The organism is Sphingomonas piscis, from assembly GCF_011300455.1.
GTDB lineage: Bacteria > Pseudomonadota > Alphaproteobacteria > Sphingomonadales > Sphingomonadaceae > Sphingomicrobium > Sphingomicrobium piscis.
This window is the reverse complement of the sequence record NZ_CP049869.1, coordinates 43,414-67,264: the sequence shown is the minus strand read 5'-3', so window position 1 is coordinate 67,264 and position 23,851 is coordinate 43,414. Positions and strand designations below refer to the sequence as shown.

The following is a 23,851-nucleotide window of genomic DNA, read 5'->3' as shown; positions in this document are numbered from 1 at the left end:
CCATGAACGCCCCCGTGACGCCGCCCGCCGGATCGCCCCAAGTGCCGCAGCGCCAGCGCAAGCCGGACTGGATTCGAGTCAAGGCGCCAACCAGCAAAGGCTATGCCGACACGCGCAACCTGATGCGCTCACTTGGGCTCGCCACCGTGTGCGAGGAAGCAGCCTGCCCGAATATCGGCGAATGCTGGACCAAGAAGCATGCCACGGTGATGATCCTTGGCGATACCTGCACGCGCGCCTGCGCCTTCTGCAACGTCAAGACGGGCATGCCGCGGGCAGTCGATCCGCTGGAGCCCGAGCATGTCGCCGTTGCCGCCGCCGAGCTGGGCCTAGAGCATATCGTCGTTACCAGCGTCGACCGCGACGACCTGCCCGACGGCGGCGCATCGCAGTTCGTGAAGGTCATACAGGCGCTTCGCCGCAATACCCCCAGCACCACCATCGAGATCCTGACCCCAGACTTCCGCAACAAGAGCGAGGCGGCGGTGTCTGCGATCGTGGAAGCGGGACCCGACGTCTATAATCACAACCTTGAGACGGTACCGAGGCTCTACCCGACCATTCGTCCCGGCGCGCGCTATTATGCGTCTTTGCGGCTACTGGAGAGCGTGAAGCGGCAGGCACCGCATATCTTCACCAAATCGGGCGTTATGGTCGGGCTCGGCGAAGAAAGGCTCGAAGTGCACCAGGTCATGGACGACATGCGCTCTGCAGGCATCGATTTCCTGACCATGGGGCAATATCTTCAGCCGACGCCGCGCCACGCCAAGGTGCAGGAATTCGTGTCGCCACAGGCGTTTGCCGCTTATGCAGCGATTGCCCGCGCCAAGGGGTTCCTTTTGGTTGCGGCGAGCCCGCTTACGCGATCGAGCTATCACGCCGGCGATGATTTCCGGAAGATGCAAGCTGCTCGTCAGGCGCAGCTGGAGAAGGCCCGCGGCTGATGCCCCGGCACAGTGAAACCCGTCATTTACCCTACACGCCCGAGCAGCTGTTCGACATGGTTGCCGATGTCGGACGCTATGACGAGTTCCTGCCGTGGGTAGTGGCGGTGCGGATCCGCAGTTCGAATGAGACGGAGACTGTTGCGGACCTTGTCGTCGGCTTCAACGCCTTCAAGGAGCGGTTCACCAGTCGGGTCACGAAGGAGCGGGCGCACCGGATCCTTGTCGATTATATCGAAGGCCCGCTCAAATATCTGAAGAATGAATGGCGGTTCGAAGCGGCCACGGAGGGTGGCACGAACGTCTTCTTCTCGGTGGATTTCGCCTTCAAGTCGCGACTGTTCGAAACGCTTGCGGGCCAGATGTTCGACCGGGCCCTGCGGCGCATGACCGGCGCGTTCGAAGCGCGCGCTGCCGAGCTTTACGGCAGCAACAGGTCAAGCGCGCAAAGCGCCGCCTGAAAGCGGATTTCCGCTCGACCCTTATTCTCGAACAGTTTTTGGTCAGCGACGATCTTGGACGGGTCGCCATTCTTCTCGGCGCGAGCAAAGACCACGGTGCCGACGGGCTTGGAAGGTGTGCCGCCGCCCGGCCCGGCAATTCCCGTGATTGCTACGGCGACATCAGCCTCTGTCGCTTCCAAGGCTCCGCGGGCCATTCCCCAGGCAGTGGCGACGCTTACGGCGCCGAACGTCTCGACCACGTCTGGGTTGAGGTTGAGCTCGGCGATCTTGGCCGCGTTCGAATAGGTGACGAAGCCCGCTTCGAGCACATCCGATGAGCCTGGGATTTCCGTGATCGCGGCGCACACAAGGCCGCCGGTGCAGCTTTCAGCGACCGCAATCCGGCGCCCCGCCTTGCGATTGGCGTCCACGACCTCTGCGGCGCGTTCGACCAATTCGAGAGGTAGGAGACGCTCCATCAACCCGCTACCCGCAGGCGGATGTTGGCAACTGCCTGAGCCGCGAGGCCTTCGCCACGGCCTGTAAAGCCGAGCCGTTCGGTCGTGGTCGCCTTGATGCTCACCTGGCTCGCGTTGACCTTCAGAATGTGCGCGACATTGTCGCGAATGGCGGAACGATGCGGACCCACTTTCGGCTCCTCGCCGATCACGGTGCAGTCAACATGGTCGATGATCCCTTGCAAGTCGCGGATCAGCTCTGCGGCATGGGACAGGAAGATGTCGGACGCTGCACCCTTCCACTGCACATCAGACGGCGGGAAATGCTGACCGATGTCGCCAAGGCCCGCGGCGCCGAGCAGCGCATCGGTGATGGCATGCAGAACCACATCGGCATCGCTATGTCCCGCGAGTCCGCGAGGGAAGGGGACGGGAACGCCACCAAGCATGATCGGTCCCTCGCCGCCAAAGGCGTGTACGTCGAAGCCAAGCCCCGTGCGCGGAACGAGTCCGACCGCTGCATGAGCTTCCGCCCGATCCCAGTCGGACGGGAGGGTAAGCTTGTCGAGCATCGGATCTCCCTCCACCGTTGCAACCGAGAAGCCGGCCGCGAGCATCAGCGTGGACTCGTCGGTTGTTGAGCCGGACGCCCGGCTGAACGCGTCCATTAACTTGTTTGTATGACAGGCCTGCGGTGTCTGCACCCGCACAAGCCCGGCACGGTCGACCGGCGCTTCGAGCCATTCTCCACCGCGCGCCAATGTATCGGCTGCCGGCAAGACGGGCACGGCGCAGTCGGAGTTCGACACGGCTTGCAGCAGACGGTCGATTACGCGGGGAGGGCAGAAAGGGCGGGCCGCGTCGTGGACGAGCACGACACCAGGGCGAAGCGCCGAGAGGCCGTTCCGGACGCTGTCGCTCCGCTGGGAGCCTCCAAGGGCGATCGTCACGTCGAGCCCTGCCAATGCCTGGTCCGCGAGCTCTTCATGCCCCTTGGCGATGGCCACCGCAACACGGTCCACGCGTGGATGATCGACAAAGGCTTCAACGGCATGGCGGAGCACCGCCTTGCCACCGAGAAGCCGATATTGCTTGGGAAGTCCGCCGCCCATCCGCTCGCCACGCCCCGCGGCGACGATCAAGGCATTGATGAATGGTTCGGCCACGTCCGCGCACTACCTATTGGATGTGCAAAGCTCAACGCTGGAAGGAGAGAGCTGCCTGCCTTGCCGCTCCAGGCTGCTTCCTGTAATGGCTGCGCCTCTCATGCAGACGCTGAATCCCATCGACATCGGTCCGCTAAGGATCGCCTCGCCGGTCATTCTGGCGCCGATGACGGGCGTCACCGACCTGCCGTTTCGGCGCGTGGTCAAGCGCTACGGCGCGGGCCTCACGGTCAGCGAGATGATCGCGAGCCAGGCTATGGTTCGTGAGACGCGCCAGTCCATGCAGAAAGCGTTGTGGGATCCGGTGGAAGAGCCGGTTTCCCTTCAGCTTGCCGGCTGCGAGCCGCATGTCATGGCGGAGGCCGCCAAGCTGAACGAACAGCGCGGTGCCGCCATCATCGACATCAACATGGGCTGTCCCGTGAAGAAGGTGGTGAATGGGGACGCGGGCTCGGCCTTGATGCGAGACCTGCCGCTTGCCGCCGCAATCATCGACGCGACCGTCAAAGCGGTGAAGGTGCCCGTGACCCTGAAGACCCGTATGGGCTGGGATCACTCGAGCCTCAACGCGCCGGAGCTGGCCCGCATCGCCGAAGATCTCGGCGTCAAAATGATCACCATCCACGGTCGTACCCGGTGCCAGATGTACAAGGGCGAGGCGGATTGGTCGTTTGTTCGGCGGGTCAAGCAGGCCGTGTCCGTACCAGTGATCGTCAACGGCGACATCTGCTCGGTTGAGGACGCCGAGACTGCCCTGGCCCAGTCCGGCGCCGACGGAGTGATGATCGGTCGCGGCGCTTATGGACGCCCCTGGTTGCTGGGCGAAGTCATGGCCGCTGCGCAGGGGCAGGAGCGGGGAGCACCGTCCCTCGACGAGCAGCTCGCCGTCATCCTCGAACAATATGAGGACATGCTCGCGCTTTACGGCACCCACACGGGTGTCAACCTGGCCCGCAAGCACATCGGCTGGTACACCAAGGGCCTTCCAGGATCGGCCGAACTGCGCAACCGCGTCAACCAGCAGCATGATCCCTCGACCGTTAAAGCTATGTTGCTCGAATTCTATGCGCCTTGGCTGACACGCGCTGCCGCTTGATATTGAACGGTAATTTCCTGCCACATACCTGTGTTGTTTCAGCAACGCTCGTGCTAGAGGGCGCTGAATGGATGCGCGCACGGGAGATTCGGGTCTGCCTGACGAGGGGCAACGCCGGACACCGCGCGACCTGATCCGAGCACCGGTCGACCGTTTCGGCATTCCCGGCGCAACACTCGTTCTCATCATCGTTGCCATCAGCAGCTACGCTTTGCTCAGCCGGCAGAGCGAGCCTGGCTCCCTCCTGAAGCCACCGTTGATCGCGCTTCTGCTGGTCGCCAACCTCATTCCGGCCGTGGCCCTGATGGTGCTGTTCTCGCGCAAGGTCGCATTGCAGAGGGCGGCGCTTGGCGGCCTTGGCAGCGGCAGGCTTCATACGCGCCTCGTCGCCTTGTTTTCCGCCATCGCCGCCATCCCCACGGTTACGGTCGTGATCTTTGCCTCGCTGCTGTTGCAGAGCGGGCTCGAGTTCTGGTTCTCGGGCCGCGCGCGGGGAATGCTTGAGAACACAGTCGAAGTGGCGCGCACAACCTATCGTCTCGAGATTGCACGCCTTGGTTCGGACGCGGTGCCGATGGCCGGGGACGTCGCTGGTTATCTTCAGCAAACCACGATTGAAGATCCCCTGTTCCAGGAAGCACTGGCCAAGCAGGCGTATCTACGGTCGTTGAACGAGGCGGCACTGCTGAAGATCGGCCCTGACAGCCAGCCGCAAAGCCTGGCGGTCATCAATGGCTATGTCGGGATGATCGACCCTCGCCGTATCCATGTCGCGGCCGAGCGGCTGAAGAATGAGCCCGCCGGCAGCAGCGTCGATGCCCAGACACCCAACCGGATTTCGGTTCTGACCCGCCTTGGTTCGGGCCCGGACACCTACCTTTATGCGTCACGCTGGGTGGACCGCGAGATGCAGGCGCAGATGGAGCGCGCGAGCGACGTGCTGGAGGACTATCAGACCCTTCAGGTCAAATCCCGAACCAACCAGCTTCGCTTCAACGCCATTCTCCTGCTGGGAGCGGTGGTCATCGTTGGCCTAGCGATCTTTGCGGCGCTCAAGCTTGCGGACCGGCTTGTCAGGCCGATGGGGCAGTTGGTCGAGGCTGCGGGCCGAGTAGAAGAGGGCGACTTCACTGCCCGGGTGCAAGTCGAGAAGACCGAGGATGAGATCGAGACGCTGGCGACGGCGTTCAATCGCATGACTGGCCGGATCGAGGAGCAGACCAGTGCTCTGCGCAGCGCCAACACGCAGCTCGACACCCGCCGCGCCTTCATTGAGGCGGTGCTTTCCAGTGTCACCGCCGGGGTTGTTGCGCTGGATACCGACAATCGCGTCCTGCTGATCAACCGGTCCGCGAGCGTTCTTCTGCACCGGGGCGGGGAGGAGATCGAAGGCACGCCGCTGCCGGACCTGTCCGAGGATCTAGCCAACTTCATGCGTGGGGACCGTCCCGAGGCCGACGTGCTGGTGGACTCCGGGTCGGGTCAGCGCACGCTTGCCGTCAAGCGCGTCCGCTATCGCGACGGGGCCGTGCTGACCTTTGACGACATCACCGAGCAATTGTCGGATCAGCGTAACGCCGCCTGGTCGGACATTGCGCGCCGGATTGCCCACGAAATTCGCAACCCGCTCACCCCGATCCAGCTAGCGGCCGAGCGGCTGCAGCGGCGATTCGGCGGGGAGGTCGAGAGCGACAAGGAAACGTTCGAGAGGCTGACCGGCACCATCGTTCGGCAGGTCGGTGACTTGCGCCGGATGGTCGACGAATTTTCCAACTTCGCACGCATGCCCAAGCCGGTCTTTCGCGAGGAGAATGTCCACGACATCGCGAAGCACGCGCTCTTTCTCCATGAGGTCGCGCACCCAGCTCTAAAATTCACGCTGCAGCCGGCGGAGGGTTGTTTCGCGATGGTGTGCGATCGCCAACAGCTCAGCCAGGCGTTGACCAATGTCGTCAAGAATGCCGTGGAAGCCATTGAATCCAGACGAAATCGCGGTGAGCACAGCTTGGCGGGCGACCGTATCGACCTGAAGGTCAGCGAAGAAGGCGGACAGCTGGTGATTGAAGTGCTCGACACCGGAGTCGGGCTGCCCGAAGAGCGGGAGCGGCTGACCGAACCTTATATGACGACGCGTGTTCGGGGGACCGGTCTCGGCCTCGCAATCGTCAAGAAAATCGTCGAAGAACATCAGGGCGAGATCGGCTTCCACGATCGGCCGGGCGGTGGGACCCGTGTTCGGATCGCCTTCGATACTGACAAATTGTCGCGGCTGTTGTCCGAACCTGGTTCGGACAACGACCGTGCACCCCAAGATTACTCATGACCCTATATTCTAGGAGCCGGTTGCATGGCGCTTGAAGTGCTCGTCGTCGATGATGAGGCGGACATCCGCGACCTAGTTGCGGGCGTGCTGGAGGATGAAGGCTATAGCGTTCGCTCCGCGGCCGACAGCAGCGGCGCGCTCGATGCCATCGAGGAACGCCGGCCCTCCATGGTCCTGCTCGACGTGTGGTTGAAGGACTCACGGCTCGACGGGCTGCAACTTCTGCAGGAGATCAAACGCCGGGACGCTTCGATTCCGGTGCTTCTGATTTCCGGGCACGGCAATCTCGACACGGCCGTCGCAGCGGTGAGGGAAGGGGCCGTCGACTTCATAGAGAAGCCGTTCGAGGCCGGCCGGCTGATCTATCTCGTGCGCCGTGCGACGGAGACCGAGGCACTGAAGCGTGAGAATGCCAGTCTTCGGCAGCAGGCTCGTCAAGACGATCAGCTCAATGGCAGCTCCGTCGCCATCAACACGGTGCGGGCGACGCTGAAGCGCGTGGCACCAACCGGCAGCAGGGTGATGGTTACCGGTCCGGCGGGCGTCGGCAAGGAGATTGCCGCCCGCATGATCCACCAGTGGAGCCCGCGTTCCAACGCCCCGTTCATCGTCTTGTCCGCCGCGACCATGAGCCCCGAGCGGGTCGAAGAGGAATTGTTCGGAAGCGAGACGGATGGCGTGGCCCGGCCCGGGCTGCTGGAGCAGGCGCACGGCGGCACCTTGTTCCTCGATGAAATCGCGGACATGCCGCTGACCACCCAGGCGAAGATCCTGCGAGTGTTGACCGACCAAAGCTTCCACCGGGTCGGCGGACAGCGGGCGGTGAAGGTCGATGTGCGGGTACTTTCGGCAACTTCCCGCAACCTGGCGGACGAGATCTCCGCAGGACGCTTCAGGGAAGATCTGTATTATCGCCTGAACGTGGTGCCGGTCCGGCTTCCGGCGCTCCGTGAGCGGCGGGAAGACATCCCCGAACTCGCCAACCACTTTCTCGCTCGTTTCGCGGCCGAACGGCGGCTGTCCACCCCGGCCTTGTCGGACGAGGCAATGGCGGCGTTGCAGGCGCATGACTGGCCCGGCAACGTTCGGCAGCTTCGCAACATCATCGAGCGAACCATCATTCTCGCACCGAGCGACGTCACTACCATCGACCTCGACCTCTTGCCTCCGGAGTTGGTGGAATCGCAGGGCTCACTTGCGGTCAGCAGCTCGACCATGTCGATCATGGGCAGTCCGCTGAGAGAAGCGCGCGAGTCCTTCGAACGCGAATATCTAAAAATTCAGATCCGCCGCTTCTCCGGCAACATCTCGCGCACCGCCTCGTTCATCGGCATGGAGCGCTCGGCACTCCATCGTAAGTTGAAGGCGCTCGGGATTGGTGAGAAGAGGGACGACGAAGAATAGAAAGGGACGGCAAATAGAATGGCCGAAAGAAGCCTGAGCCTACAGGATCATTTCCTCAACAGCGTGCGCCGCGGCAAGGTGCCGGTGACGATCTTCCTCGTGAAGGGCGTCAAGCTGCAGGGAATCGTCACCTGGTTTGATGCCTTTTCGCTGCTGCTTCGCCGCGACGGCGCCTCACAGCTGGTCTACAAACATTCGATATCGACTATCATGCCGTCCTTCGTGCCGGATGAGTTCACCCCTGCACAGGTGCATGTCGACGTCGGTAGCAAGGCGGTGCTGCAGGATTTGTTCCTGTCGGCGGCAGCGCGCGACAACGAGGGCATGACCTTGTTCCTGGTCAATGGCGTCATGCTGCAAGGCGGCGTGGCTGGCTTCGACCAGTTTTCCGTTCTCCTTGAACGGGGCGGGCAGATGCAACTGGTCTACAAGCATGCGATTTCCACGCTGCAGCCCGCGCATCCTTTGAATCTCGGGCAAAATGACGGGGAGGACGACGCCTGACCGGGTTCGACGGCAATGGCGCGATCGAGGTCGCTCGCGGCGAGCGCACGGTCGTGGTTGTGCCGGAGCGCTCCGGGGATGGCTCCCGTCGCTCGTCCGAAGCGCGTCTTGACGAGGCAACGGGCCTTGCGGAGGCGATCGGCCTTCAGGTGGTTGGCCGTCGTGGCTTCCGGTTGCGGACGCTGCGACCTGCGACCCTGCTTGGAAAGGGACAGGTGGAGGAAACGGCGAAGCTTGCTGAAGAGAATGACGCCAAGCTGCTGATCGTCGACGCTGAACTCACCCCGGTCCAGCAGAAGAATCTTGAGCAGGAAAGCCACTGCAAAGTCATCGACCGCACTGGCTTGATCTTGGAAATCTTCGGGGAGCGCGCCGCCACGGCTGAAGGTAGATTGCAGGTCGAGCTCGCGCACCTCGACTATCAGGCGGGCCGACTGGTGCGCAGCTGGACCCACCTTGAGCGGCAACGCGGCGGCTTCGGCTTCCTCGGCGGTCCTGGCGAAACCCAGATCGAGGCCGACCGGCGCATGATCCGCGATCGAATGGCCCGAATCCGCAAGGAATTGGAGCAGGTGAAACGCACCCGGGCGCTTCACCGCGACCGGCGGCAGCGCGCGCCATGGCCGGTAATCGCGCTTGTCGGCTACACCAATGCGGGCAAATCGACCCTATTCAACCGGATGACTGGCGATCAGGTCTTCGCCGAAAACCTGCTCTTCGCAACTCTCGACCCGACCATGCGCGACGTCCGGCTGCCAGGGTTCGACAAGGTCATTCTGTCGGACACGGTGGGTTTCGTCTCGGACCTTCCTACGGAGCTGATCGCCGCCTTCCGGGCGACCTTGGAAGAAGTCGCATCTGCGGACCTGCTAATTCACGTCCGCAACATGGCGCACTTTGACCATGAGGCGCAGCTGGAAGACGTCAATGACGTGCTGAAGTCACTCGGCCTGGAAGAGGAGGGGGCCCCGGCGCGGATCGAGGCCTGGAACAAGCTCGACCTTCTTGGAAGCGAGGAGCGAGACGCCATGCTCAACGAAGCGGCTCGCCGGGACGACGTGGTGCCGATCTCAGCGCTCACGGGCGACGGCATCGATCAGCTCCGCGAACGCATGGCTGAGATGCTTCGCAAAGGCGAGCAGGTTCGGGAGGTCAGATTGGGCACGTCAGAGGGTGCGCGCATTGCCTGGCTGCACGCGCGGGGTGAAGTGCTCGACCAAGAGGTAGAGGGTAACCAAATCCGTTTGACCGTGCGGTTGTCCGACGAAAATTGGTCGCGATTTCAGTCGACAGAGCCGGTTTGATCCAGCTTTGCCCGACGCCACAACTCCTCTTTGGCATCGAGATCCAGTGAGCTGAAGCCGGGTTCATTCTCGATCGCTCGGAAGCGGCATTCGAACTTGCGATTGGCTTTCCGAAGCGCCTCTTCGGCATCGATCTTAAGATGCCGTGCTAAGTTGACGACGGCAAAAAGCAGGTCGCCGAGTTCTTCTTCCTGGCGCTCGCGGTCCTGCTCGGCATCGAGTTCCTCAAGCTCTTCCACGATCTTGGCGCGGGGTCCTGACGGGTCGGGCCAGTCGAACCCCGTGCGCGCGGCCCGTTTTTGGAGCTTTTCGGCACGCATCAATGCGGGCAAGCCAATGGCTACACCATCAAGAGCGCTCTGCGCGCCTTTCGACGCGCGTTCGTCGGCCTTCACCTGTTCCCACAGATGATGTCCGCCGTTTGGAGCATCGCCAAAGATGTGCGGATGCCTGCGTTCCATCTTGTCGCTGATGGCATCGGCAACATTGCCGATGTCGAACAGGCCGGCTTCTTCGGCCATGCGGCTGTGGAACACGACCTGAAGCAGAAGGTCGCCGAGCTCATCCTTGAGGTCGGCCATGTCGCCGCGCTCAATCGCGTCGGCAACCTCGTACGCTTCCTCGATGGTGTAGGGCGCAATGGTTGCGAAGGTCTGGACCATATCCCATTCGCAGCCGGTAACCGGGTCGCGGAGCCGTCGCATGATGTCGACGAGACGATCAATGCTCACAGGGACCTCCAAACCGGCATCGACTCTCTCGCACCTGCAAGTATGATAATATGCATTATGTAAAGTATTCCCACATTCAGGAGGTCATCACCAGCCAGCGGCCCTCGACGCTCCAGCGGCTCAAGGTCGACAAAAAGTTCATGCCGAGCACGTTCACATTCTCGCCGGCGGCGACGTGCATCGCCACATTGGAGCGACGGATGCTGCCGACCTCCACTTCATCGGCCCGAGCGCGAGAAACCTTGATCACGCCTGCGCCCGTCCGTACCAACTGGTCCGCCTTTGGGCTGACCTGAAGCCGTGCACGCCGCGCCGTAAGCGGTCCGATCGTGGTCATGGTGGCGCCACTATCGACAAGAAAGCTAACCTCCTGGCCGTTGACCGATGCGTTGACCCAGAAATGGCCGTCGATCGCCATCGGGACCCGTACCGTGGTGCCCTGTCGCACAGGAACACCGGTCGCTTCCGACTTCAGTCGCTGCGCGACCATGCCGAGATCGTCGCGGAAGCTGAACAGCACGAAACCCGCCGCGAACACCACCAACCATCCAAACGCGGCAACGACTGCACGCCCGATACGCCCGCTTCTGCTCATCAGCACGCCCGAAACCAGCAGCACCGAAATGAGGATGTACAGGCTTCCGAACTGCAGCCCGTTGGTCATGCGGTCAGCATCAGGAAGCGCCCCTCAACGCGCCAGCTGGACAGTGACGAGAGGAAGTTCATGCCGAGCACATTGGTATCGTCGTTGGCGTTGACGTCCATTCCGAAGCCTTGCCGTTCGATATCGCCTATTCGCAGGCTCTCCGCCCTGCTCTTCCTCATCACTACCGTTCCATTGGCGGTCTCCACCGCCTCCGCCCGGAAGCCGATCGGCAAGCCGGCAACCTCCGCCACAGCCTGCGTTACCGTCGTAATCGTAGCGCCGCTATCCACGAGAAAGCGAACCGGCTTGCCGTTGACCTCACCCTCGACCCAGAAATGACCGTCGCTGCTCATGGGAATGCGAACGGTTGCGCCGTTGGTTACCGGACTTCCCGTTGCTTCCGCCCGCAAGCGTGAGCCAAGCGCGCCGAAATCGTTGCGGAATACGACGACGATGAAGATCAGGCCGAAGATAGCAACCCAGGCCAGGCCCATCTTCATCGCCTTGCCCGGTGCGATCTGTCGTGTCAGCAGCGAGCTGCCGACGAGCACGAGCAATAGCACGAGATAAATGACGTTTGGCGCGTCGTTGTTCATGCCAGCGTGAGTTCGAGACCGTCGTGTGCCGGCGCGGCCCAGTCGGGCAGCTCGTTCAGCAGGCTTTGGTAATCCAGGCTGTTGCCCATGTGAGTGAGGAACAGTTGACCGATTCCAAGATCGCGCGCCCAGCCCAGCACGCCGTCAAGATGAGCGTGCGTAGGATGCGGTTTCCGCATCAGGCAGTCGGAAATCATCACCTCCGCACCTTGGTAAAGCGCCATCATGTCATCGGTCATGTGGTTGTAATCGATTGCATAAACAAGCGACCGGCCGCCCTCCTCCACGCGTATGCCGAGTGACGTGATATTGCCGTGCGGCTGATCGACGAAGCGCAGGGTCGCCTCTCCGCACCGAAGCTCCCGCTCGACTGGCCGCGGCTCCGCGACTGGCGGGTAATAGCCGGCCTGAACAAAGGCATAGGCGAAGCGGCCGACCAGTTGGTCGAGCATCGCGGCCCGACCATGGATCGGGATCGGGTGCTTCAGGCACTGCGCCAACGGTCGAAGGTCGTCGATGCCATGCACATGGTCGGCATGGTCGTGGGTGACGAGCACCGCGTCGATGCGGTGAACGTCGGCGTCGAGCAATTGCTGGCGAAGGTCGGGTCCGCAGTCGACGAGCAGCCGCTCTCCACCGCTTTCCAGGAGAATGGAGGCACGGGTTCGGCGGTTGCGCGGCTCTCTCGCGTCGCATTCGCCCCAGCCGGTGCGCAGGTTGGGAACCCCGGTGGACGTGCCGCACCCGAGGATCCGGACCTTCACGGGCGCGTGGCCCTGGCGAACAGACGGTAGAAGTTGTCGGTGGTGGCGTCGGCAAGCTGGTCCAGCGGTTCGCCGCGAAGCTCGGCGACGAAGGTGGCCGTGTCGGCGACAAAAGCCGGCTCGCACGTCTTGCCGCGGTTGGGGACCGGTGCGAGGAACGGCGCATCCGTCTCGACCAGCAGACGATCGGCGGGGATCATTTTGGCCGTTTCCTGAAGCTCACGCGCATTCTTGAACGTGACGATGCCGCTCAGCGAGATGTAGAAGCCGATGTCGAGGGCCGCACGGGCGAGCTTCTCGCTGCTTGTGAAGCAGTGGAGGACTCCGGCTACGCCGCCCTCCTTCACAGCGGCAGTCAGGATTTCCGCCGTATCCTCCTCCGCATCCCGCGTGTGGACGATCAGCGGCAATCCGGTGGCGCGTGCCGCCTCAATATGCGCGCTGAAGCGTTCGCGCTGAGCCTGCCGATCCGACTTGTCGTAGAAATAGTCGAGACCGCATTCGCCGATACCGATGACGCGGTCGTGCGTCGCCGCTTCGACAAGGGCCGATGCGCCGAGGTCCGGATGCGAGTCCGCTTCATGAGGGTGGACGCCGATGCTGGCCCATACGTCGGTGTTGCGCTCGGCCGTTCCGAGAATGTCTCCCCATTCGCTCTGGCGCGTGGAGATGTTGAGAAAGGCTCCGACCCCCCTGCTTCGCGCGGCGCCAAGCACCTCGTCCTGGCGTTCGATCAAACCCGGGTAATTGAGGTGGCAGTGACTATCGACGAGCATCAGCTTTCCGCTGCCTCCAGCTCGAGCCTCGGGAAGACCGGTTGCGGTTGCCCGATCGGGGAGCCGTCCGCACCGCTGTCGATGAGGTCGATGATCTTCTGCGCGGATTCAGGGACGATCGGCGCGATCGCCTGGGCTAGCGGACGAATGGCGGCCACCAGCGTCCCCAGCACCTCCGACATTCGATTCGGGTCGCTCTTGCGAAGTGCCCAGGGCGCCATTGCATCGACATAGGCGTTGCAGGCGAACACTGCCTGGATCCAGGCTTCGATCCCTTGCGAGAAGGCCAGCCGTTGAAAGGCGTCCGGTATCTCGCGCTCGACCGCATTGCTCACCGCGCGGAGCAATACGTCGTCTTCCGGGGCTCGTCCGGCCGCCGGAATAGCGCCGTCCAGGTTCTTGTAGATCATCGAGAAGGTGCGCTGCGCCAGATTGCCGAAGCTATTGGCGAGCTCGGCGTTGGCGCGGTTGACGATCGCCTCGTGGCTATAGCTCCCGTCCTGCCCGAAAGTGACCTCGCGGAGCAGGAAATAGCGAAGTGAATCTACTCCGTAACGCTCAGCCATGGTGAATGGGTCAACCACGTTGCCCACGCTTTTCGACATCTTTTCGCCACGCACGAGCATGAAGCCATGGCCATAAACGGTCGTCGGCAAAGGCAGGCCGGCCGACATCAGGAAAGCCGGCCAGTAGACCGCGTGGAAACGAACCACATCCTTTCCGACCAGGTGGATATTGGCGGGCCAATATTTGTCGAACAGCTCGCCACCGTCCGGATAGCCGAGGCCCGTCAGATAATTGGTCAGCGCGTCGAGCCAGACGTACATGACGTGCCCGGGACTATCAGGCGCGGGAACACCCCAATCGAAGCTGGTTCGCGAAATCGACAGGTCGGACAGACCTCCTTCAACGAAGCGCAGAACCTCGTTGCGACGGCTTTCCGGCTGGATGAAGCCGGGGTTGGCGGCGTAGTGATCCAACAACTTCTGCTGGTAGGCCGACAGCCGGAAGAACCAGCTCTCTTCGGCCGTCCACTCCACCGGTGTGCCTTGCGGGGAGAGCTTCTCGCCCCCCTCCCCGACGGTCAGTTCCTTTTCGTCGTAAAAGGCCTCGTCACGAACTGAGTACCAGCCTTCGTAGCGGTCCAGGTAAAGGTCGCCCCGCTCCGCCATCGCCGACCAGATGGCCTGACTTGCCCGGTAATGATCGGCATCGGACGTACGGATGAAGCGGTCGTAGGAGATGTTAAGTGTGTCGCACATCTCCTTGAAGACAAGCGACATCTTGTCAGCATATGCTCGAGGCTCCACACCTTCGGCGCGAGCTGCCTGAGCCATCTTCAGGCCATGCTCGTCGGTGCCGGTCTGAAAGCGAACGTCGCGCCCCTGCGCACGCTGGAAACGGGCGATCGCGTCCGCTGCAATCGCTTCGTAAGCGTGACCGATGTGCGGGCGACCGTTCGGGTAGGAAATGGCAGTCGTGACGTAGAAGGGATCGGCCATGAGGAGCGCCCTAGCCGCCGCCGTGCCGGGCTTCAAGGAAGCGGGCGTGCAACCGAGTCCAGAATTCCGCCGAGCTCGAAAACGGTTGCGGCGGGATCGAGCGACAGCCGGGGGGCGACCACGCTGAGCTCACGAGCGCGGGCGTAGGCGTCGAGCGCCCGCTCCTGCGCGCTGCCGGTCAATTGCCGTGCTTCGCGCGCGACAAGGGACGGAAGCAAATCGAGGAAGGCGGTATAACGCTCGCTTGCGCCTCGCTTGCCAAGTTCCTGCGCCAGCTCGGAGCGGTAGGCGTTTGTCGGATCGCCTCGGCGGAGGATTTGTAGCGCCTTGTCCTCCAGCTTCACGAGATCCAGCGATGCCAGCGCGATCGCACGGCCGGCCGACCCACCTGCAAGGGCAATTGCGCGCTGGCGTTCCGCCACAGGCGCATCGGGGAGCGCACGCTCCAGAATTGGCGCCATGACGTCAGCAGTAAGCGTGTGGAAATCCAGCCGGCGGCAGCGCGATCGGATCGTTGGAAGCAGGCGGCCCGGTGCGTGAGCCACCAGCAGGAACAAGGTGTTGGGGGAGGCTCCTCAAGCATCTTCAGGAGAGCATTCGCGCCGGATGCCTCCAGGTCGTCGACGGAGTCGATCACCACCGCGCGCCACGGCGACATGAACGGTGTGGTGCCGACAAGATCGCCCAGGCTTCGGATCTGGTCGACGCTGACGTTGCGGTAAAGGTTGCCGGTCTTGCTATTCTCCAACCGCTCGAGCCAGCGCAGGTCGGGGTGGCTACCTGCATCGACCAGCTTGGCGATCGGGTGATCTTCCGGCGTTTCGAGGTTCGGCAGGTCTGGCGCGGGTCCCGCCGCGTCGGCCAACACCCGCGTGGCTGCGAGGCGGGCAAAGGTTGCCTTGCCAATCCCCCGAGGTCCGGCAAGCAACCAGGCATGGTGAAGCACGCGCCTGGCCCAGGCGGAGGAAAAAAGCTCGACCGCCCTTTCCTGACCCAGGATCACGGCAGCAGATCGCCGAGCGCGTAGAGCAGGCGCGCGGTTACGGTTGCGGGTGAGCCTTCAGCGTCGACCAGCCTGACGCGTCCGGGCTCTTTCGCGGCCATCGTCCGAAACCCCGCATCCACCGCCGCATGATAGCTTGGGGGCCGCGAGCCGATACGGTCGCCGGCGGACCCATCACGAACCCGCGCCCGCGCCGCTGCTTCCCCCACCTCCAACGTCAAAATCAGGGTGCGGTCGGGCAGGAAGTCCAGACTTCCGAAGCGGTGAAGATCGCGAACGGCTTCGATGCCGAGGCCGCCCGCTTCGCCCTGATAGGCAAGCGAGGAGTCAAGGAAACGATCCGAGATTACCCACTGACCCTGCTGAAGCGCGGGCACGATCGTCTTTTGGATGTGATCGGAACGGGCGGCTGCAAACAGCAAAGCCTCGGCCCGCGGGTTCCAGCGCGCCTCGTCACCCTTCAGCAGCAAGTCGCGGATCGCTTCCGCACCAGGGCTGCCGCCCGGCTCACGCGTGGTGACCACCTGAAGGCCCCTGCCCTCCAAAGCGTGGCGGAGCGCGTCGAGTTGCGTCGACTTGCCGACTCCCTCCCCGCCCTCAAGGCTGATGAACCGGCCGCGGGCGCTCACGCCATGCCGAAGAGCTGTTTGAACCCGATCCAGATGCGCCCGAACAGGCCGGCCTCATCCACGTCAGCCGCCGCTACCAAAGGCATCACCTGAGGCGTCGTGTCGCCGGTGTGGATCAGGAGGTCGGCAACATGATCGCCCTTCTTGATGGGCGCCTTGAGCGGACCCTGATAACGAATGCTGAGCTTCGTCTGACCTGCCGCAAGACCCGCGGGCACGGTAACGGCGATGTTCCGCGGCGCGACCAGGTCGACTTCGTCATCGCCCCCAGCTGCACCTTGGCCGAACCGACCTTGGCGCCCTGCTGGAAGATCGGCTTGGCCTGCCATGCCGCAAAGCCCCAGCTGATCAGCCGGGTGGACTGGTCGACCCGCTCGTTCCAGCTCCCCATCCCAGCAAGCACCTCGATAAGGCGGCGGCCGTTCTGCTCTGCCGAACCGGTGAATCCATAGCCCGCCTCTTCCGTGTGACCGGTCTTGAGCCCGTCCGCGCCCGCCACCTTGCCAAGGATCGGGTTGCGATTGGCCTGCGTGATGTTGGCGCCTGCGCCCAGCGTCTTGCCCCAAGTGAAGCTCGATTGGCTGTAGAACTGCTTGTAAAGTTTGGGGTGGCGTTCGATGGTCGCTCGGGCGAGCGTCGCCAGGTCACGCGCCGTGACGTAAGTCCGCCCCTCGTCCGGCCATCCATTGGCCGTTCCGAAATGGCTATTGGTGAGGCCGAGCTTGGCGGCCAATGCGTTCATCTGGTCGGTGAAAGCCTGTTCGGTTCCCGCGATGCATTCGGCGAGCACCACCGACGCATCGTTGCCCGACAGGGTCACGATGCCGTGCAAAAGATTCTCAACGCTGACCTGCTCCTTCGCCGACAAGAACATGGTCGACCCGGCGGCGGGTCCATGCCACTTCTGCCAAGTCTCCGGCCGAACGGTGCACATCTTGTTTAGCGGCAATTGGCCGCGATCGATCAGCTCGAACGCCACCTCCGATGTCATCATCTTGGCCATGGACGCGGGCGGCATGCGGACGTCCGCATTCTTCGCGTAGAGCACGGCACCCGATGACAGGTCGATCAGATAGGCAACCTTTGCCGTAGTCTCGAACTGCGGCGCACGCGCGGGCGCGGCAGTCGTCAGGAGCGTCAGCGCGGCGGTGGCAAGCAAAAGGTTACGCTTCATGATGCCCGATGGGATCCTTTGAGATGAGGGTGCATGACTGGTGTAGCGGCACCCGTGACGGAGTGCGAGGGGTCAGCGGCGGGCAATCGCATCCGCAAGCAAGCCCACCGACAAGGCATAGAAGTTCGAGCAATTGTAATCGAGGATGGCGCGATAGTTCGTCGTCAGCAGATAGGCGGTTTGCCCCGGCCCATCCGGCTCGATCAACGTCGCCAGCTCATTGTCCGGCAGAGTCGCTCTCACCGGCAGCAAGCCAAGGCCCCGCCACTCGCGCATGGTAAGCCAGCGGCTATGGCGCTGGTAGACGCGGGGGCAGCGTTGCGGCCTTAGCGTCGATCGTATCGCGGCTCGGTTCAACGTTGCAGGGACCTGCACCGCGACACCCCAAGGCACATTCGGCTTCCAGCCTGCATCACGAAGGTAATTGCCGATCGACGCGAGGCCATCCTCCTCATTGTTCCACAAATCCGCATAGCCGTCGCCGTCGCCATCGGCGCGGAGCCGAAGTGCTACCGTGGGCATGAACTGCGGATATCCGGTGGCGCCGGCATAACTGCCTTTGAGGCGACCGCGTCCCACGCCGATGTCGAGCAACTTCAGCGCGCCGACGAACTCGCTTTCGAACAGCTCGCGGCGGCGACCGTCGTAAGCCAGGCTTGCAAGCACATCGAGGAGGTCGAAGCCGCCCGTGAAGCTGCCGTAGCTGGTCTCATGGCCGTAGATCGCCATCATCACCGCCGGGTCGACGCCATAACGCGCCTGCATGGCCGTCAGGTGCTGATAATACCGGCTGTAGCGATCCTGACCCCGCGCGATCAGCGAAGGTGTCACATGCTCCCGCCGGTAAGGAGCGAATGGCGAGATCGTATTGGAATAGCTGATGTTTTGCGGGCCCTTGTCGAGGTCGATCGCGCGCTGGTTCAGCCGGGTTGAATAGACATAGTTCTGAACCGTTTGCGGCCGAACGCCCTCCCGAAGTGCGCGTGCGGCAAGAACGCGTTTGTACCCTTCAAAGCCCGTCGGCGCCGCCGGCTGGACCGCCGGCGCGGCAGTGGTCTGCACGGCCGATGGACGCAGGTCCGGGCGCGAAGCGGGAGCCGCCTGCTGCATGGTCTGCGTCATGGACGACGCAACCCACGCTGAAACCAGCCAGCTAATCATCCAATGCACGCCTCACTCCTGCTCACGTCTGCAGCCTAGGGGAGAAAACACCCGAAGCGCCAGCCGGGTTCATCGGACCGCTTGCACGTTCCGGCTCGGGGCGCGATAGCGCTCACCGGCGCGGATGGGTGGCCGAGTGGTTTAAGGCAGCGGTCTTGAAAACCGCCGTGGGTGCAAGCTCACCGTGGGTTCGAATCCCACCCCATCCGCCAAAGTGCCGGGGTGGCGCCCTCCACGCCGGGGCGGTAAGAGGCGCCATTCTCACCATCACTGGAGCTCTCGCTTGGCCGAGCCTGCCATTCTGCCGTTCGATTTTGCCGATCCTTTTGGCCTCGATGAGCAATTGACCGACGAAGAGCGGCTCGTTCGCGATACGGCGGAGGGCTATGCTCAGGAAAAGCTGCAGCCACGGGTAACTCGGGCCTATCTGGACGAGGATTTCGATCGCGAGATCCTGCGGGAGATGGGCGAGCTTGGGCTGCTCGGCGCGACGGTGGCGGAGGAATATGGCGGCGCCGGTCTTGCCTATGTCAGCTATGGCTTGATCGCACGGGCCGTGGAGCGTGTAGACAGCGGCTACCGGTCGGCCATGTCGGTTCAGTCAAGCCTCGTCATGTATCCGATCTCGGTTTATGGTTCCGAGGACCAGAAAAGGAAGTATCTTCCTGGCCTAGCCCGGGGTGAGATCGTCGGCTGCTTCGGGTTGACGGAGCCGGATGCGGGATCGGATCCGGCGGGCATGCGGACTAGGGCGGAGAAGACGCCGACAGGGTACCGCATCAGCGGCGCCAAGACCTGGATCACCAACTCACCCATCGCCGACGTCTTCGTCGTCTGGGCCAAGTCGGAAGCACATGGCGGCAAGATCCGCGGATTCCTTATCGAAAAGGGTGCAGCCGGGCTTACCGCTCCGCCGATCAAGGAGAAACTGTCACTCCGTGCTTCCATCACAGGCGAGATCGTCATGGACTGTGTCGAAGTTGGGGAGGACGCGCTGTTCCCCGAAGTTGAAGGACTGAAAGGTCCGTTCGGCTGCCTCAATCGCGCCCGCTACGGCATAGGCTGGGGGGTCATGGGGGCGGCGGAGGCCTGCTACACCGCGGCGCGCCAATATACGCTCGACCGAAAGCAGTTCGGCCGTCCCCTCGCCTCCAACCAGCTAGTGCAGCTCAAGCTTGCCAACATGGCAACGGAAATCGCGCTTGGTACGCAGGCCGCGCTCCGGGTTGGGCGGCGGCTTGAAGCTGGCGAACTGATTCCCGAGACGATCAGCCTCATCAAGCGGAACAACACGGGTAAGGCGCTGGAGATCGCACGCATCGCCCGGGACATGCACGGCGGTAACGGGATCACCGCCGAGTTCCACGTCATGCGCCACGCGGCGAACCTTGAGACGGTGAACACCTATGAGGGGACGCATGACGTCCATGCCCTTATCATCGGGCGCGCCATTACCGGTTTGGCGGCGTTCTAGACGCTTCGGGACGCAAGCGACGGAATAGCCAGCATCGCTCCTCGCGATAATTGCCGTCGGCGATTTGCTGGTATCCAAGACGAAGTGCCAGCTGTCGTGAGGGCTCGTTGCCCGGCACGATCATTGCCCAGGTCGCCTCAGCATCGAGGTGTCGGTCGGCCCATGCCAAGGCTTCGCTACAAGCCTCGAATGCGATGCCCTTGCCGTGAACAGACGGATCGAAAATCCAGCCCATCTCAGGAAGGTCGAATGGCGCGGGCTCCAGCTCCCGCTGATAATCGAAGAAGCCGCAATGGCCGACCAATTGGCCATCGGCCTTGCTCTCCACCGCCCAGATCCCGAACCCGAGCAGCGGCCAGCAGCCGGCGCCTGACATCATACGGCGGCAGCTATCCTCCCGGCCGAGCGGGGTGCCACCGATGAAGCGCACGACATCGGGATTGCCCAGCGTTGCCGCATGAGCGTCGAGGTCTGATTTCTCGAAGGAGCGGAGGATAAGCCGCTCGGTCTCCAGCCTCGGAGCCGAGCGGATCATCTTATTTCTTGCCGAGGGTCAGCCCGCCGAAGCGCTTGTTGAAGCGCGCAACCTGTCCGCCCTGATCGAGCAGCTTGGTGTTGCCGCCGGTCCATGCCGGGTGAACGCTGGGATCAATGTCGAGCTGCAGCGTGTCGCCTTCCTTGCCCCAGGTGGAGCGGGTCTGGAACGAGGTGCCGTCGGTCAGCTGCACGGTGATCGTGTGATAATCGGGGTGGGTACCGGACTTCATTTGAATTTCCTTGGATTAGGCGCTGGTTTCCGACCAGCTGCCAAGTGCGGGGCGCCCTTACGTAAATCGCCGCTCCTTGACAAGCTTTCGCGTCCTGCCGCAGTGCAGCAAGCAGGATCAGGGTCCCGCTGTGAAGACAGCGGCTAAGAAGGAAGCCGGCGGAAATCCGGCGCTGTGCCCGCAACTGTGAGCCTTCGATTTGAAGGCGAAGTCAGGAACTTGCCTTGGTCCGTCGTCCGTCTTCCCGGTCGGGGTCAACCGTGGGGGCGTGGGTCGGGCGCGTGCCTCGTTCCCTCTGTGACGGCATTGGTCGTCAACAGAAGGAATCTTTTCGCCGTGCAAGCACTCCCCGTTCAGACCGCCGACATCGTCATCACCTCCTCGCGCGTTCCCGAAGCGCAGGCGGATAGCCCTGCAAGCGTCACTGTCGTTGACGGTACCCGCATCGAACGACTGGGCGAGCCCCTGCTCCCCGTGCTGCTGCGCCAGGCTCCATCCGTTTCGGTCGCCAGCTCGGGACCAGCCGGCTCGCTAACCGAGGTCCGTATCCGCGGGGCCGAAGCGAACCACACCTTGCTGTTCATCGAAGGCATTCGCGCCAACGACCCGGCAGCAGGCAACATCCCCCGCTTCGAGCTGCTCAACGGCGACCTCTTCTCCCGCCTGGAGGTGGTGCGCGGGCCCCAGTCGGCCTTGTGGGGCTCGGAAGCGATCGGCGGCGTCGTGGCGGTCGACTCGGCCGCGAACCGAGACCAGTTGTCGCCGTTGGCCGAGGCTGGCTCGTTCCGGTTTCGCCGTGCCGCCGTCCAGGCGTCACAGGCGAGCCAGGACCTCAATCTCTCGGCAGCAATCGGTTGGCAACGGGCGCGCGGGATCGACAGCTTCGACGGCAATGGTGACCGCGACGGCTATCGCAACCTTTCGGGCCGGGCGCGTGCGGCTTGGTCGCCGACAGACGCAATCCAACTTGGCGCAAGCGGTTTCGCTCTGTCGGGCCGCAGCGAATTCGACGGCTACAGCCCAGTAACCTTTCTTCATGCCGATACGCTCGACAGCACCCGCAACAAGTTGGCTGCCGGACGCCTTTGGACGGAGCTAGGTAGCAAGGACGCGGCAACACGCGGCCTGTTCTCTGCTTCCTTGCTGCGGTCCAGCAATCGTAACCTACTTGCGGGCGACGAGATCAACAGGACGCGCGGCAAACGGGCGACCTTGTCGGGCCAGGTTGAACATCGCCTTTCGACAGGCGGCGTCCAACACCTGCTGATCGGTGCCGCCGAACTGGAAAAGGAAGACTTTAGCGCCCGCGACCTCGTGTATGGTGGAGCGTCCAACCAAGATCGCGACCGCAAGCATCAGGCTGTTACGGGCGAGTGGCGGGCTGACGCGGGTGCAGTGACCGCCGACGTGGCGGTGCGCCGCGACTTCTTTTCACGCTTTGATGATGCGACCACCTTGCGCGCCTCTCTTCTTGGCAAGCTCGGCGGCGGCTTCTCGCTTGCTGCCTCCTATGGCGAAGGCATCGCCCAGCCGAGCTTCTTCGATCTCTATGGCTTCTTTCCCGGCTCCTTCGTCGGCAATCCAGGCCTCAAGCCGGAAAGCTCCCGCGGTGCCGAACTGTCGCTTCGCTACCAGCGCGGTGCGCTGCGGGGCGGCCTTACCGTCTACCGGCAGCGGCTGAGCAACGAGATCCTTGATACGTTCGACAGTACCACCTTCCTCTCAAGCACCGCCAACAGCGATGAAAAGAGCCGGCGGCAGGGCGTTGAGGCGGAAGTCGGCTACAGCTTCGGCGACGTGGTTCGCCTGACCGCCACCTACGCATACCTCAAGGCGACACAGCCTGATACGGCGGCGGGCTTCCAGGTTCGAGAAGTTCGCAGACCCAGGCACAGCGGCTCGGTGGCGCTGGACGGCAACCGCGGTGCCTTCAGCTATGGCGCAGCCATCGCCTACACCGGGGAGCGTTCCGACACGGACTTCGACAGCTTCCCCGCCCGCAGCGTTCGGCTCCAGCCCTACTGGCTCGCCGATGCCCGTCTAGCCTACCGAGTGGGTGGAAAGGTCGAGCTGTTCACGCGGTTTGCCAATGCGTTCGGTGACCGGCATCAGGACGTCTTCGGCTATCGCACCGAGGGAAGGAGCGTGCATGTCGGTCTCCGCTTTGCTTCTCGCCGTTAGGGTCGCGTCGCTGAACCTCTGCACCGACGAATATCTCCTGCTGCTGGCCAGACCGCAGGAGATTGCCAGCGTCAGTTACCTGTCAAAGGATCGCTTGGAGTCACCGCTTTGGCGGGCGGCGGCACCCGTCCCTGCCAATTATGGAGGCGTCGAACAGGTCTTGAAGCATCGCCCGACCCTGCTGCTCACGATGGGTGGCGGCGGCCGGGCCAGCGCGCTGATCGCCCGTCGATTGAAGATGCGAACACTCGACGTGCCGCCGCCAGCCAACGTCGAAGATGTGGCAACCAACCTGACCAGGGTGGCGACGGCGATTGGCGATCCGGCACGCGCGGCACCATGGGTCCGGCGGCTGCGCGCGCTCCAGGCAGCCGAGCCGCGGTCGAGCCGGGATGCGATCTTTCTCGGCGGCGGCGGCCGCTCACTGCAAGAGGGATCGCCTGCAATCTCCTGGCTACGACTTGCCGGGCTGCGGCAGCGCTTACTCCCGGGTGGGCGGGCGACGCTCGAGACCTTGCTGACGCGACCTCCCGCCGTCCTGGTGCAAAGCAATTATCGCAGCGGGCAGGTGTCAGCTGGCGCGGCTTGGGTGAAGCATCCGATCGTCCGCAAACTTCGGGCGGTTCGTCTAACGGCTGACGGCCGCGTCTGGACGTGCCTCGGTCCGCTGATGATCCCGGAGATCGAGCGATTGCGACGGGCTGCACCATGAGGGCTGTGCTTCTCGTCGGACTGTTTGTGTTGGCAGCCGTCCATCTGCTGACCCCTGCAGGGCCGCTCGCCGAATTGCATCGCAGCGACCCTG

24 protein-coding genes, 1 tRNA gene, 1 pseudogene and 1 riboswitch are annotated in these 23,851 nt (G+C 63.2%); of the genes and pseudogenes, 11 read left to right on the top strand and 15 right to left on the bottom strand.

Going from position 1 to position 23,851, the window contains the following annotated elements; translation table 11 throughout:
• Positions 1–2: 2 nt before the first annotated feature.
• On the top strand, positions 3–944 hold the full coding sequence (gene lipA / locus G7077_RS00315; RefSeq protein ID WP_206367650.1) for a lipoyl synthase: 942 nt from the start codon (positions 3–5) through the stop codon (positions 942–944).
• Complete coding sequence (locus G7077_RS00310; RefSeq protein ID WP_166409988.1) at positions 944–1,405, top strand: type II toxin-antitoxin system RatA family toxin; 462 nt, start codon at positions 944–946, stop codon at positions 1,403–1,405. The genes lipA and G7077_RS00310 overlap by 1 nt, the downstream gene beginning before the upstream one ends.
• Here the strand turns inward: G7077_RS00310 and G7077_RS00305 are convergent.
• Both G7077_RS00305 and ispF read right to left on the bottom strand, forming a co-directional pair.
• A complete protein-coding gene (locus tag G7077_RS00305; protein ID WP_166409987.1) occupies positions 1,366–1,866 on the bottom strand; it encodes a CinA family protein in 501 nt (166 codons plus the stop codon). The two genes, G7077_RS00310 and G7077_RS00305, sit on opposite strands and share 40 nt — an antisense overlap.
• Positions 1,866–2,957 (bottom strand): 2-C-methyl-D-erythritol 2,4-cyclodiphosphate synthase, encoded by a 1,092-nt coding sequence (gene ispF / locus G7077_RS00300; protein ID WP_246167465.1) that lies wholly within the window; start codon positions 2,955–2,957, stop codon positions 1,866–1,868. Before ispF ends, G7077_RS00305 begins: the two co-directional genes overlap by 1 nt.
• A 154-nt stretch (positions 2,958–3,111) precedes the next feature.
• Here ispF and dusB point away from each other — a divergent pair, with 154 nt between their 5' ends.
• The 5 genes from dusB (at position 3,112) to hflX (ending at position 9,642) form a co-directional block, all read left to right on the top strand.
• Positions 3,112–4,107 (top strand): tRNA dihydrouridine synthase DusB, encoded by a 996-nt coding sequence (gene dusB, locus G7077_RS00295; protein ID WP_166409985.1) that lies wholly within the window; start codon positions 3,112–3,114, stop codon positions 4,105–4,107.
• 67 nt (positions 4,108–4,174) lie between these two features.
• The gene (locus G7077_RS00290) at positions 4,175–6,430 is read left to right on the top strand and encodes a sensor histidine kinase (protein WP_166409984.1); all 2,256 of its coding nucleotides are present in this window, start codon (positions 4,175–4,177) and stop codon (positions 6,428–6,430) included.
• Positions 6,431–6,454: 24 nt separating this feature from the next.
• Positions 6,455–7,834 (top strand): nitrogen assimilation response regulator NtrX, encoded by a 1,380-nt coding sequence (gene ntrX / locus G7077_RS00285; RefSeq protein ID WP_166409983.1) that lies wholly within the window; start codon positions 6,455–6,457, stop codon positions 7,832–7,834.
• An 18-nt stretch (positions 7,835–7,852) separates the two neighbouring features.
• Complete coding sequence (gene hfq, locus G7077_RS00280) at positions 7,853–8,338, top strand: RNA chaperone Hfq (RefSeq protein ID WP_166409982.1); 486 nt, start codon at positions 7,853–7,855, stop codon at positions 8,336–8,338.
• Positions 8,335–9,642, top strand: a complete 1,308-nt coding sequence (gene hflX / locus G7077_RS00275; protein WP_166412220.1) for a GTPase HflX — start codon at positions 8,335–8,337, stop codon at positions 9,640–9,642. The genes hfq and hflX overlap by 4 nt, the downstream gene beginning before the upstream one ends.
• Here hflX and mazG read toward each other — a convergent pair.
• The 11 genes and pseudogenes from mazG to G7077_RS00225 all read right to left on the bottom strand — a co-directional run bounded on the left by mazG (position 9,621) and on the right by G7077_RS00225 (position 18,585).
• Positions 9,621–10,346: a nucleoside triphosphate pyrophosphohydrolase gene (gene mazG / locus G7077_RS00270; protein WP_246167463.1), complete on the bottom strand. Its 726-nt coding sequence runs from the start codon at positions 10,344–10,346 to the stop codon at positions 9,621–9,623. The genes hflX and mazG overlap by 22 nt on opposite strands.
• Before the next feature lie 103 nt (positions 10,347–10,449).
• The gene (locus G7077_RS00265; protein WP_166409981.1) at positions 10,450–11,037 is read right to left on the bottom strand and encodes a retropepsin-like aspartic protease family protein; all 588 of its coding nucleotides are present in this window, start codon (positions 11,035–11,037) and stop codon (positions 10,450–10,452) included.
• The gene (locus G7077_RS00260) at positions 11,034–11,615 is read right to left on the bottom strand and encodes a retropepsin-like aspartic protease family protein (RefSeq protein ID WP_166409980.1); all 582 of its coding nucleotides are present in this window, start codon (positions 11,613–11,615) and stop codon (positions 11,034–11,036) included. Before G7077_RS00260 ends, G7077_RS00265 begins: the two co-directional genes overlap by 4 nt.
• Positions 11,612–12,379: an MBL fold metallo-hydrolase gene (locus G7077_RS00255; RefSeq protein WP_166409979.1), complete on the bottom strand. Its 768-nt coding sequence runs from the start codon at positions 12,377–12,379 to the stop codon at positions 11,612–11,614. Before G7077_RS00255 ends, G7077_RS00260 begins: the two co-directional genes overlap by 4 nt.
• On the bottom strand, positions 12,376–13,155 hold the full coding sequence (locus tag G7077_RS00250) for a TatD family hydrolase (RefSeq protein ID WP_166409978.1): 780 nt from the start codon (positions 13,153–13,155) through the stop codon (positions 12,376–12,378). Before G7077_RS00250 ends, G7077_RS00255 begins: the two co-directional genes overlap by 4 nt.
• The gene (gene metG, locus G7077_RS00245) at positions 13,155–14,657 is read right to left on the bottom strand and encodes a methionine--tRNA ligase (RefSeq protein ID WP_166409977.1); all 1,503 of its coding nucleotides are present in this window, start codon (positions 14,655–14,657) and stop codon (positions 13,155–13,157) included. The genes G7077_RS00250 and metG overlap by 1 nt, the downstream gene beginning before the upstream one ends.
• Positions 14,658–14,689: 32 nt before the next feature.
• Positions 14,690–15,001, bottom strand: coding sequence for a hypothetical protein (locus G7077_RS13970; RefSeq protein ID WP_246167238.1), 312 nt, complete (start codon positions 14,999–15,001; stop codon positions 14,690–14,692).
• Entirely contained in the window at positions 14,998–15,660 is a 663-nt protein-coding gene (locus tag G7077_RS00240; protein WP_246167236.1) for a hypothetical protein, read from the bottom strand. Before G7077_RS00240 ends, G7077_RS13970 begins: the two co-directional genes overlap by 4 nt.
• On the bottom strand, positions 15,657–16,289 hold the full coding sequence (gene tmk / locus G7077_RS00235) for a dTMP kinase (RefSeq protein WP_166409976.1): 633 nt from the start codon (positions 16,287–16,289) through the stop codon (positions 15,657–15,659). The genes G7077_RS00240 and tmk overlap by 4 nt, the downstream gene beginning before the upstream one ends.
• Positions 16,286–17,463 (bottom strand): annotated as a pseudogene (locus G7077_RS00230) (D-alanyl-D-alanine carboxypeptidase family protein). The gene tmk and the pseudogene G7077_RS00230 overlap by 4 nt, the downstream one beginning before the upstream one ends.
• Before the next feature lie 72 nt (positions 17,464–17,535).
• Positions 17,536–18,585 carry a lytic murein transglycosylase gene (locus G7077_RS00225; protein ID WP_246167235.1) on the bottom strand — a complete coding sequence of 350 codons (1,050 nt, stop codon included), beginning with the start codon at positions 18,583–18,585 and terminating at the stop codon, positions 17,536–17,538.
• Between the two features lie 161 nt (positions 18,586–18,746).
• Here G7077_RS00225 and G7077_RS00220 point away from each other — a divergent pair.
• Together G7077_RS00220 and G7077_RS00215 are read left to right on the top strand one after the other, a co-directional pair.
• Positions 18,747–18,836, top strand: a tRNA-Ser gene (locus tag G7077_RS00220).
• A gap of 71 nt (positions 18,837–18,907) precedes the next feature.
• Entirely contained in the window at positions 18,908–20,098 is a 1,191-nt protein-coding gene (locus G7077_RS00215; RefSeq protein ID WP_166409975.1) for an acyl-CoA dehydrogenase, read from the top strand.
• Here G7077_RS00215 and G7077_RS00210 read toward each other — a convergent pair.
• Together G7077_RS00210 and rpmE are read right to left on the bottom strand one after the other, a co-directional pair.
• Positions 20,076–20,633 (bottom strand): GNAT family N-acetyltransferase, encoded by a 558-nt coding sequence (locus G7077_RS00210; RefSeq protein ID WP_166409974.1) that lies wholly within the window; start codon positions 20,631–20,633, stop codon positions 20,076–20,078. The genes G7077_RS00215 and G7077_RS00210 overlap by 23 nt on opposite strands.
• A gap of 1 nt (position 20,634) precedes the next feature.
• Positions 20,635–20,865 (bottom strand): 50S ribosomal protein L31, encoded by a 231-nt coding sequence (gene rpmE / locus G7077_RS00205; protein WP_166409973.1) that lies wholly within the window; start codon positions 20,863–20,865, stop codon positions 20,635–20,637.
• Positions 20,866–20,968: 103 nt separating this feature from the next.
• Positions 20,969–21,106, top strand: a riboswitch (cobalamin riboswitch).
• Between the two features lie 95 nt (positions 21,107–21,201).
• Between rpmE and G7077_RS00200 the strand changes: the two genes are divergently transcribed.
• Together G7077_RS00200 and G7077_RS00195 are read left to right on the top strand one after the other, a co-directional pair.
• Entirely contained in the window at positions 21,202–23,046 is a 1,845-nt protein-coding gene (locus G7077_RS00200) for a TonB-dependent receptor plug domain-containing protein (RefSeq protein ID WP_166409972.1), read from the top strand.
• Complete coding sequence (locus G7077_RS00195; protein ID WP_166409971.1) at positions 23,015–23,758, top strand: ABC transporter substrate-binding protein; 744 nt, start codon at positions 23,015–23,017, stop codon at positions 23,756–23,758. The genes G7077_RS00200 and G7077_RS00195 overlap by 32 nt, the downstream gene beginning before the upstream one ends.
• The last annotated feature ends 93 nt before the right edge of the window (positions 23,759–23,851 follow it).

Bases quoted from the DNA above. Each gene is read 5' to 3' on its own strand.
- dusB (WP_166409985.1), top strand. From the start codon at position 3,112: ATGCAGACGCTGAATCCCATCGACATCGGTCCGCTAAGGATCGCCTCG.
- metG (WP_166409977.1), bottom strand. From the start codon at position 14,657: ATGGCCGATCCCTTCTACGTCACGACTGCCATTTCCTACCCGAACGGT.
- ntrX (WP_166409983.1), top strand. From the start codon at position 6,455: ATGGCGCTTGAAGTGCTCGTCGTCGATGATGAGGCGGACATCCGCGAC.
- G7077_RS00290 (WP_166409984.1), top strand. From the start codon at position 4,175: ATGGATGCGCGCACGGGAGATTCGGGTCTGCCTGACGAGGGGCAACGC.
- G7077_RS00310 (WP_166409988.1), top strand. From the start codon at position 944: ATGCCCCGGCACAGTGAAACCCGTCATTTACCCTACACGCCCGAGCAG.
- mazG (WP_246167463.1), bottom strand. From the start codon at position 10,346: ATGCGACGGCTCCGCGACCCGGTTACCGGCTGCGAATGGGATATGGTC.
- G7077_RS00195 (WP_166409971.1), top strand. From the start codon at position 23,015: ATGTCGGTCTCCGCTTTGCTTCTCGCCGTTAGGGTCGCGTCGCTGAAC.
- hfq (WP_166409982.1), top strand. From the start codon at position 7,853: ATGGCCGAAAGAAGCCTGAGCCTACAGGATCATTTCCTCAACAGCGTG.
- G7077_RS00250 (WP_166409978.1), bottom strand. From the start codon at position 13,155: ATGCTCGTCGATAGTCACTGCCACCTCAATTACCCGGGTTTGATCGAA.
- G7077_RS00260 (WP_166409980.1), bottom strand. From the start codon at position 11,615: ATGAACAACGACGCGCCAAACGTCATTTATCTCGTGCTATTGCTCGTG.
- G7077_RS00305 (WP_166409987.1), bottom strand. From the start codon at position 1,866: ATGGAGCGTCTCCTACCTCTCGAATTGGTCGAACGCGCCGCAGAGGTC.
- lipA (WP_206367650.1), top strand. From the start codon at position 3: ATGAACGCCCCCGTGACGCCGCCCGCCGGATCGCCCCAAGTGCCGCAG.
- G7077_RS00265 (WP_166409981.1), bottom strand. From the start codon at position 11,037: ATGACCAACGGGCTGCAGTTCGGAAGCCTGTACATCCTCATTTCGGTG.
- rpmE (WP_166409973.1), bottom strand. From the start codon at position 20,865: ATGAAGTCCGGTACCCACCCCGATTATCACACGATCACCGTGCAGCTG.
- ispF (WP_246167465.1), bottom strand. From the start codon at position 2,957: ATGGGCGGCGGACTTCCCAAGCAATATCGGCTTCTCGGTGGCAAGGCG.
- G7077_RS00210 (WP_166409974.1), bottom strand. From the start codon at position 20,633: ATGATCCGCTCGGCTCCGAGGCTGGAGACCGAGCGGCTTATCCTCCGC.
- G7077_RS00225 (WP_246167235.1), bottom strand. From the start codon at position 18,585: ATGACGCAGACCATGCAGCAGGCGGCTCCCGCTTCGCGCCCGGACCTG.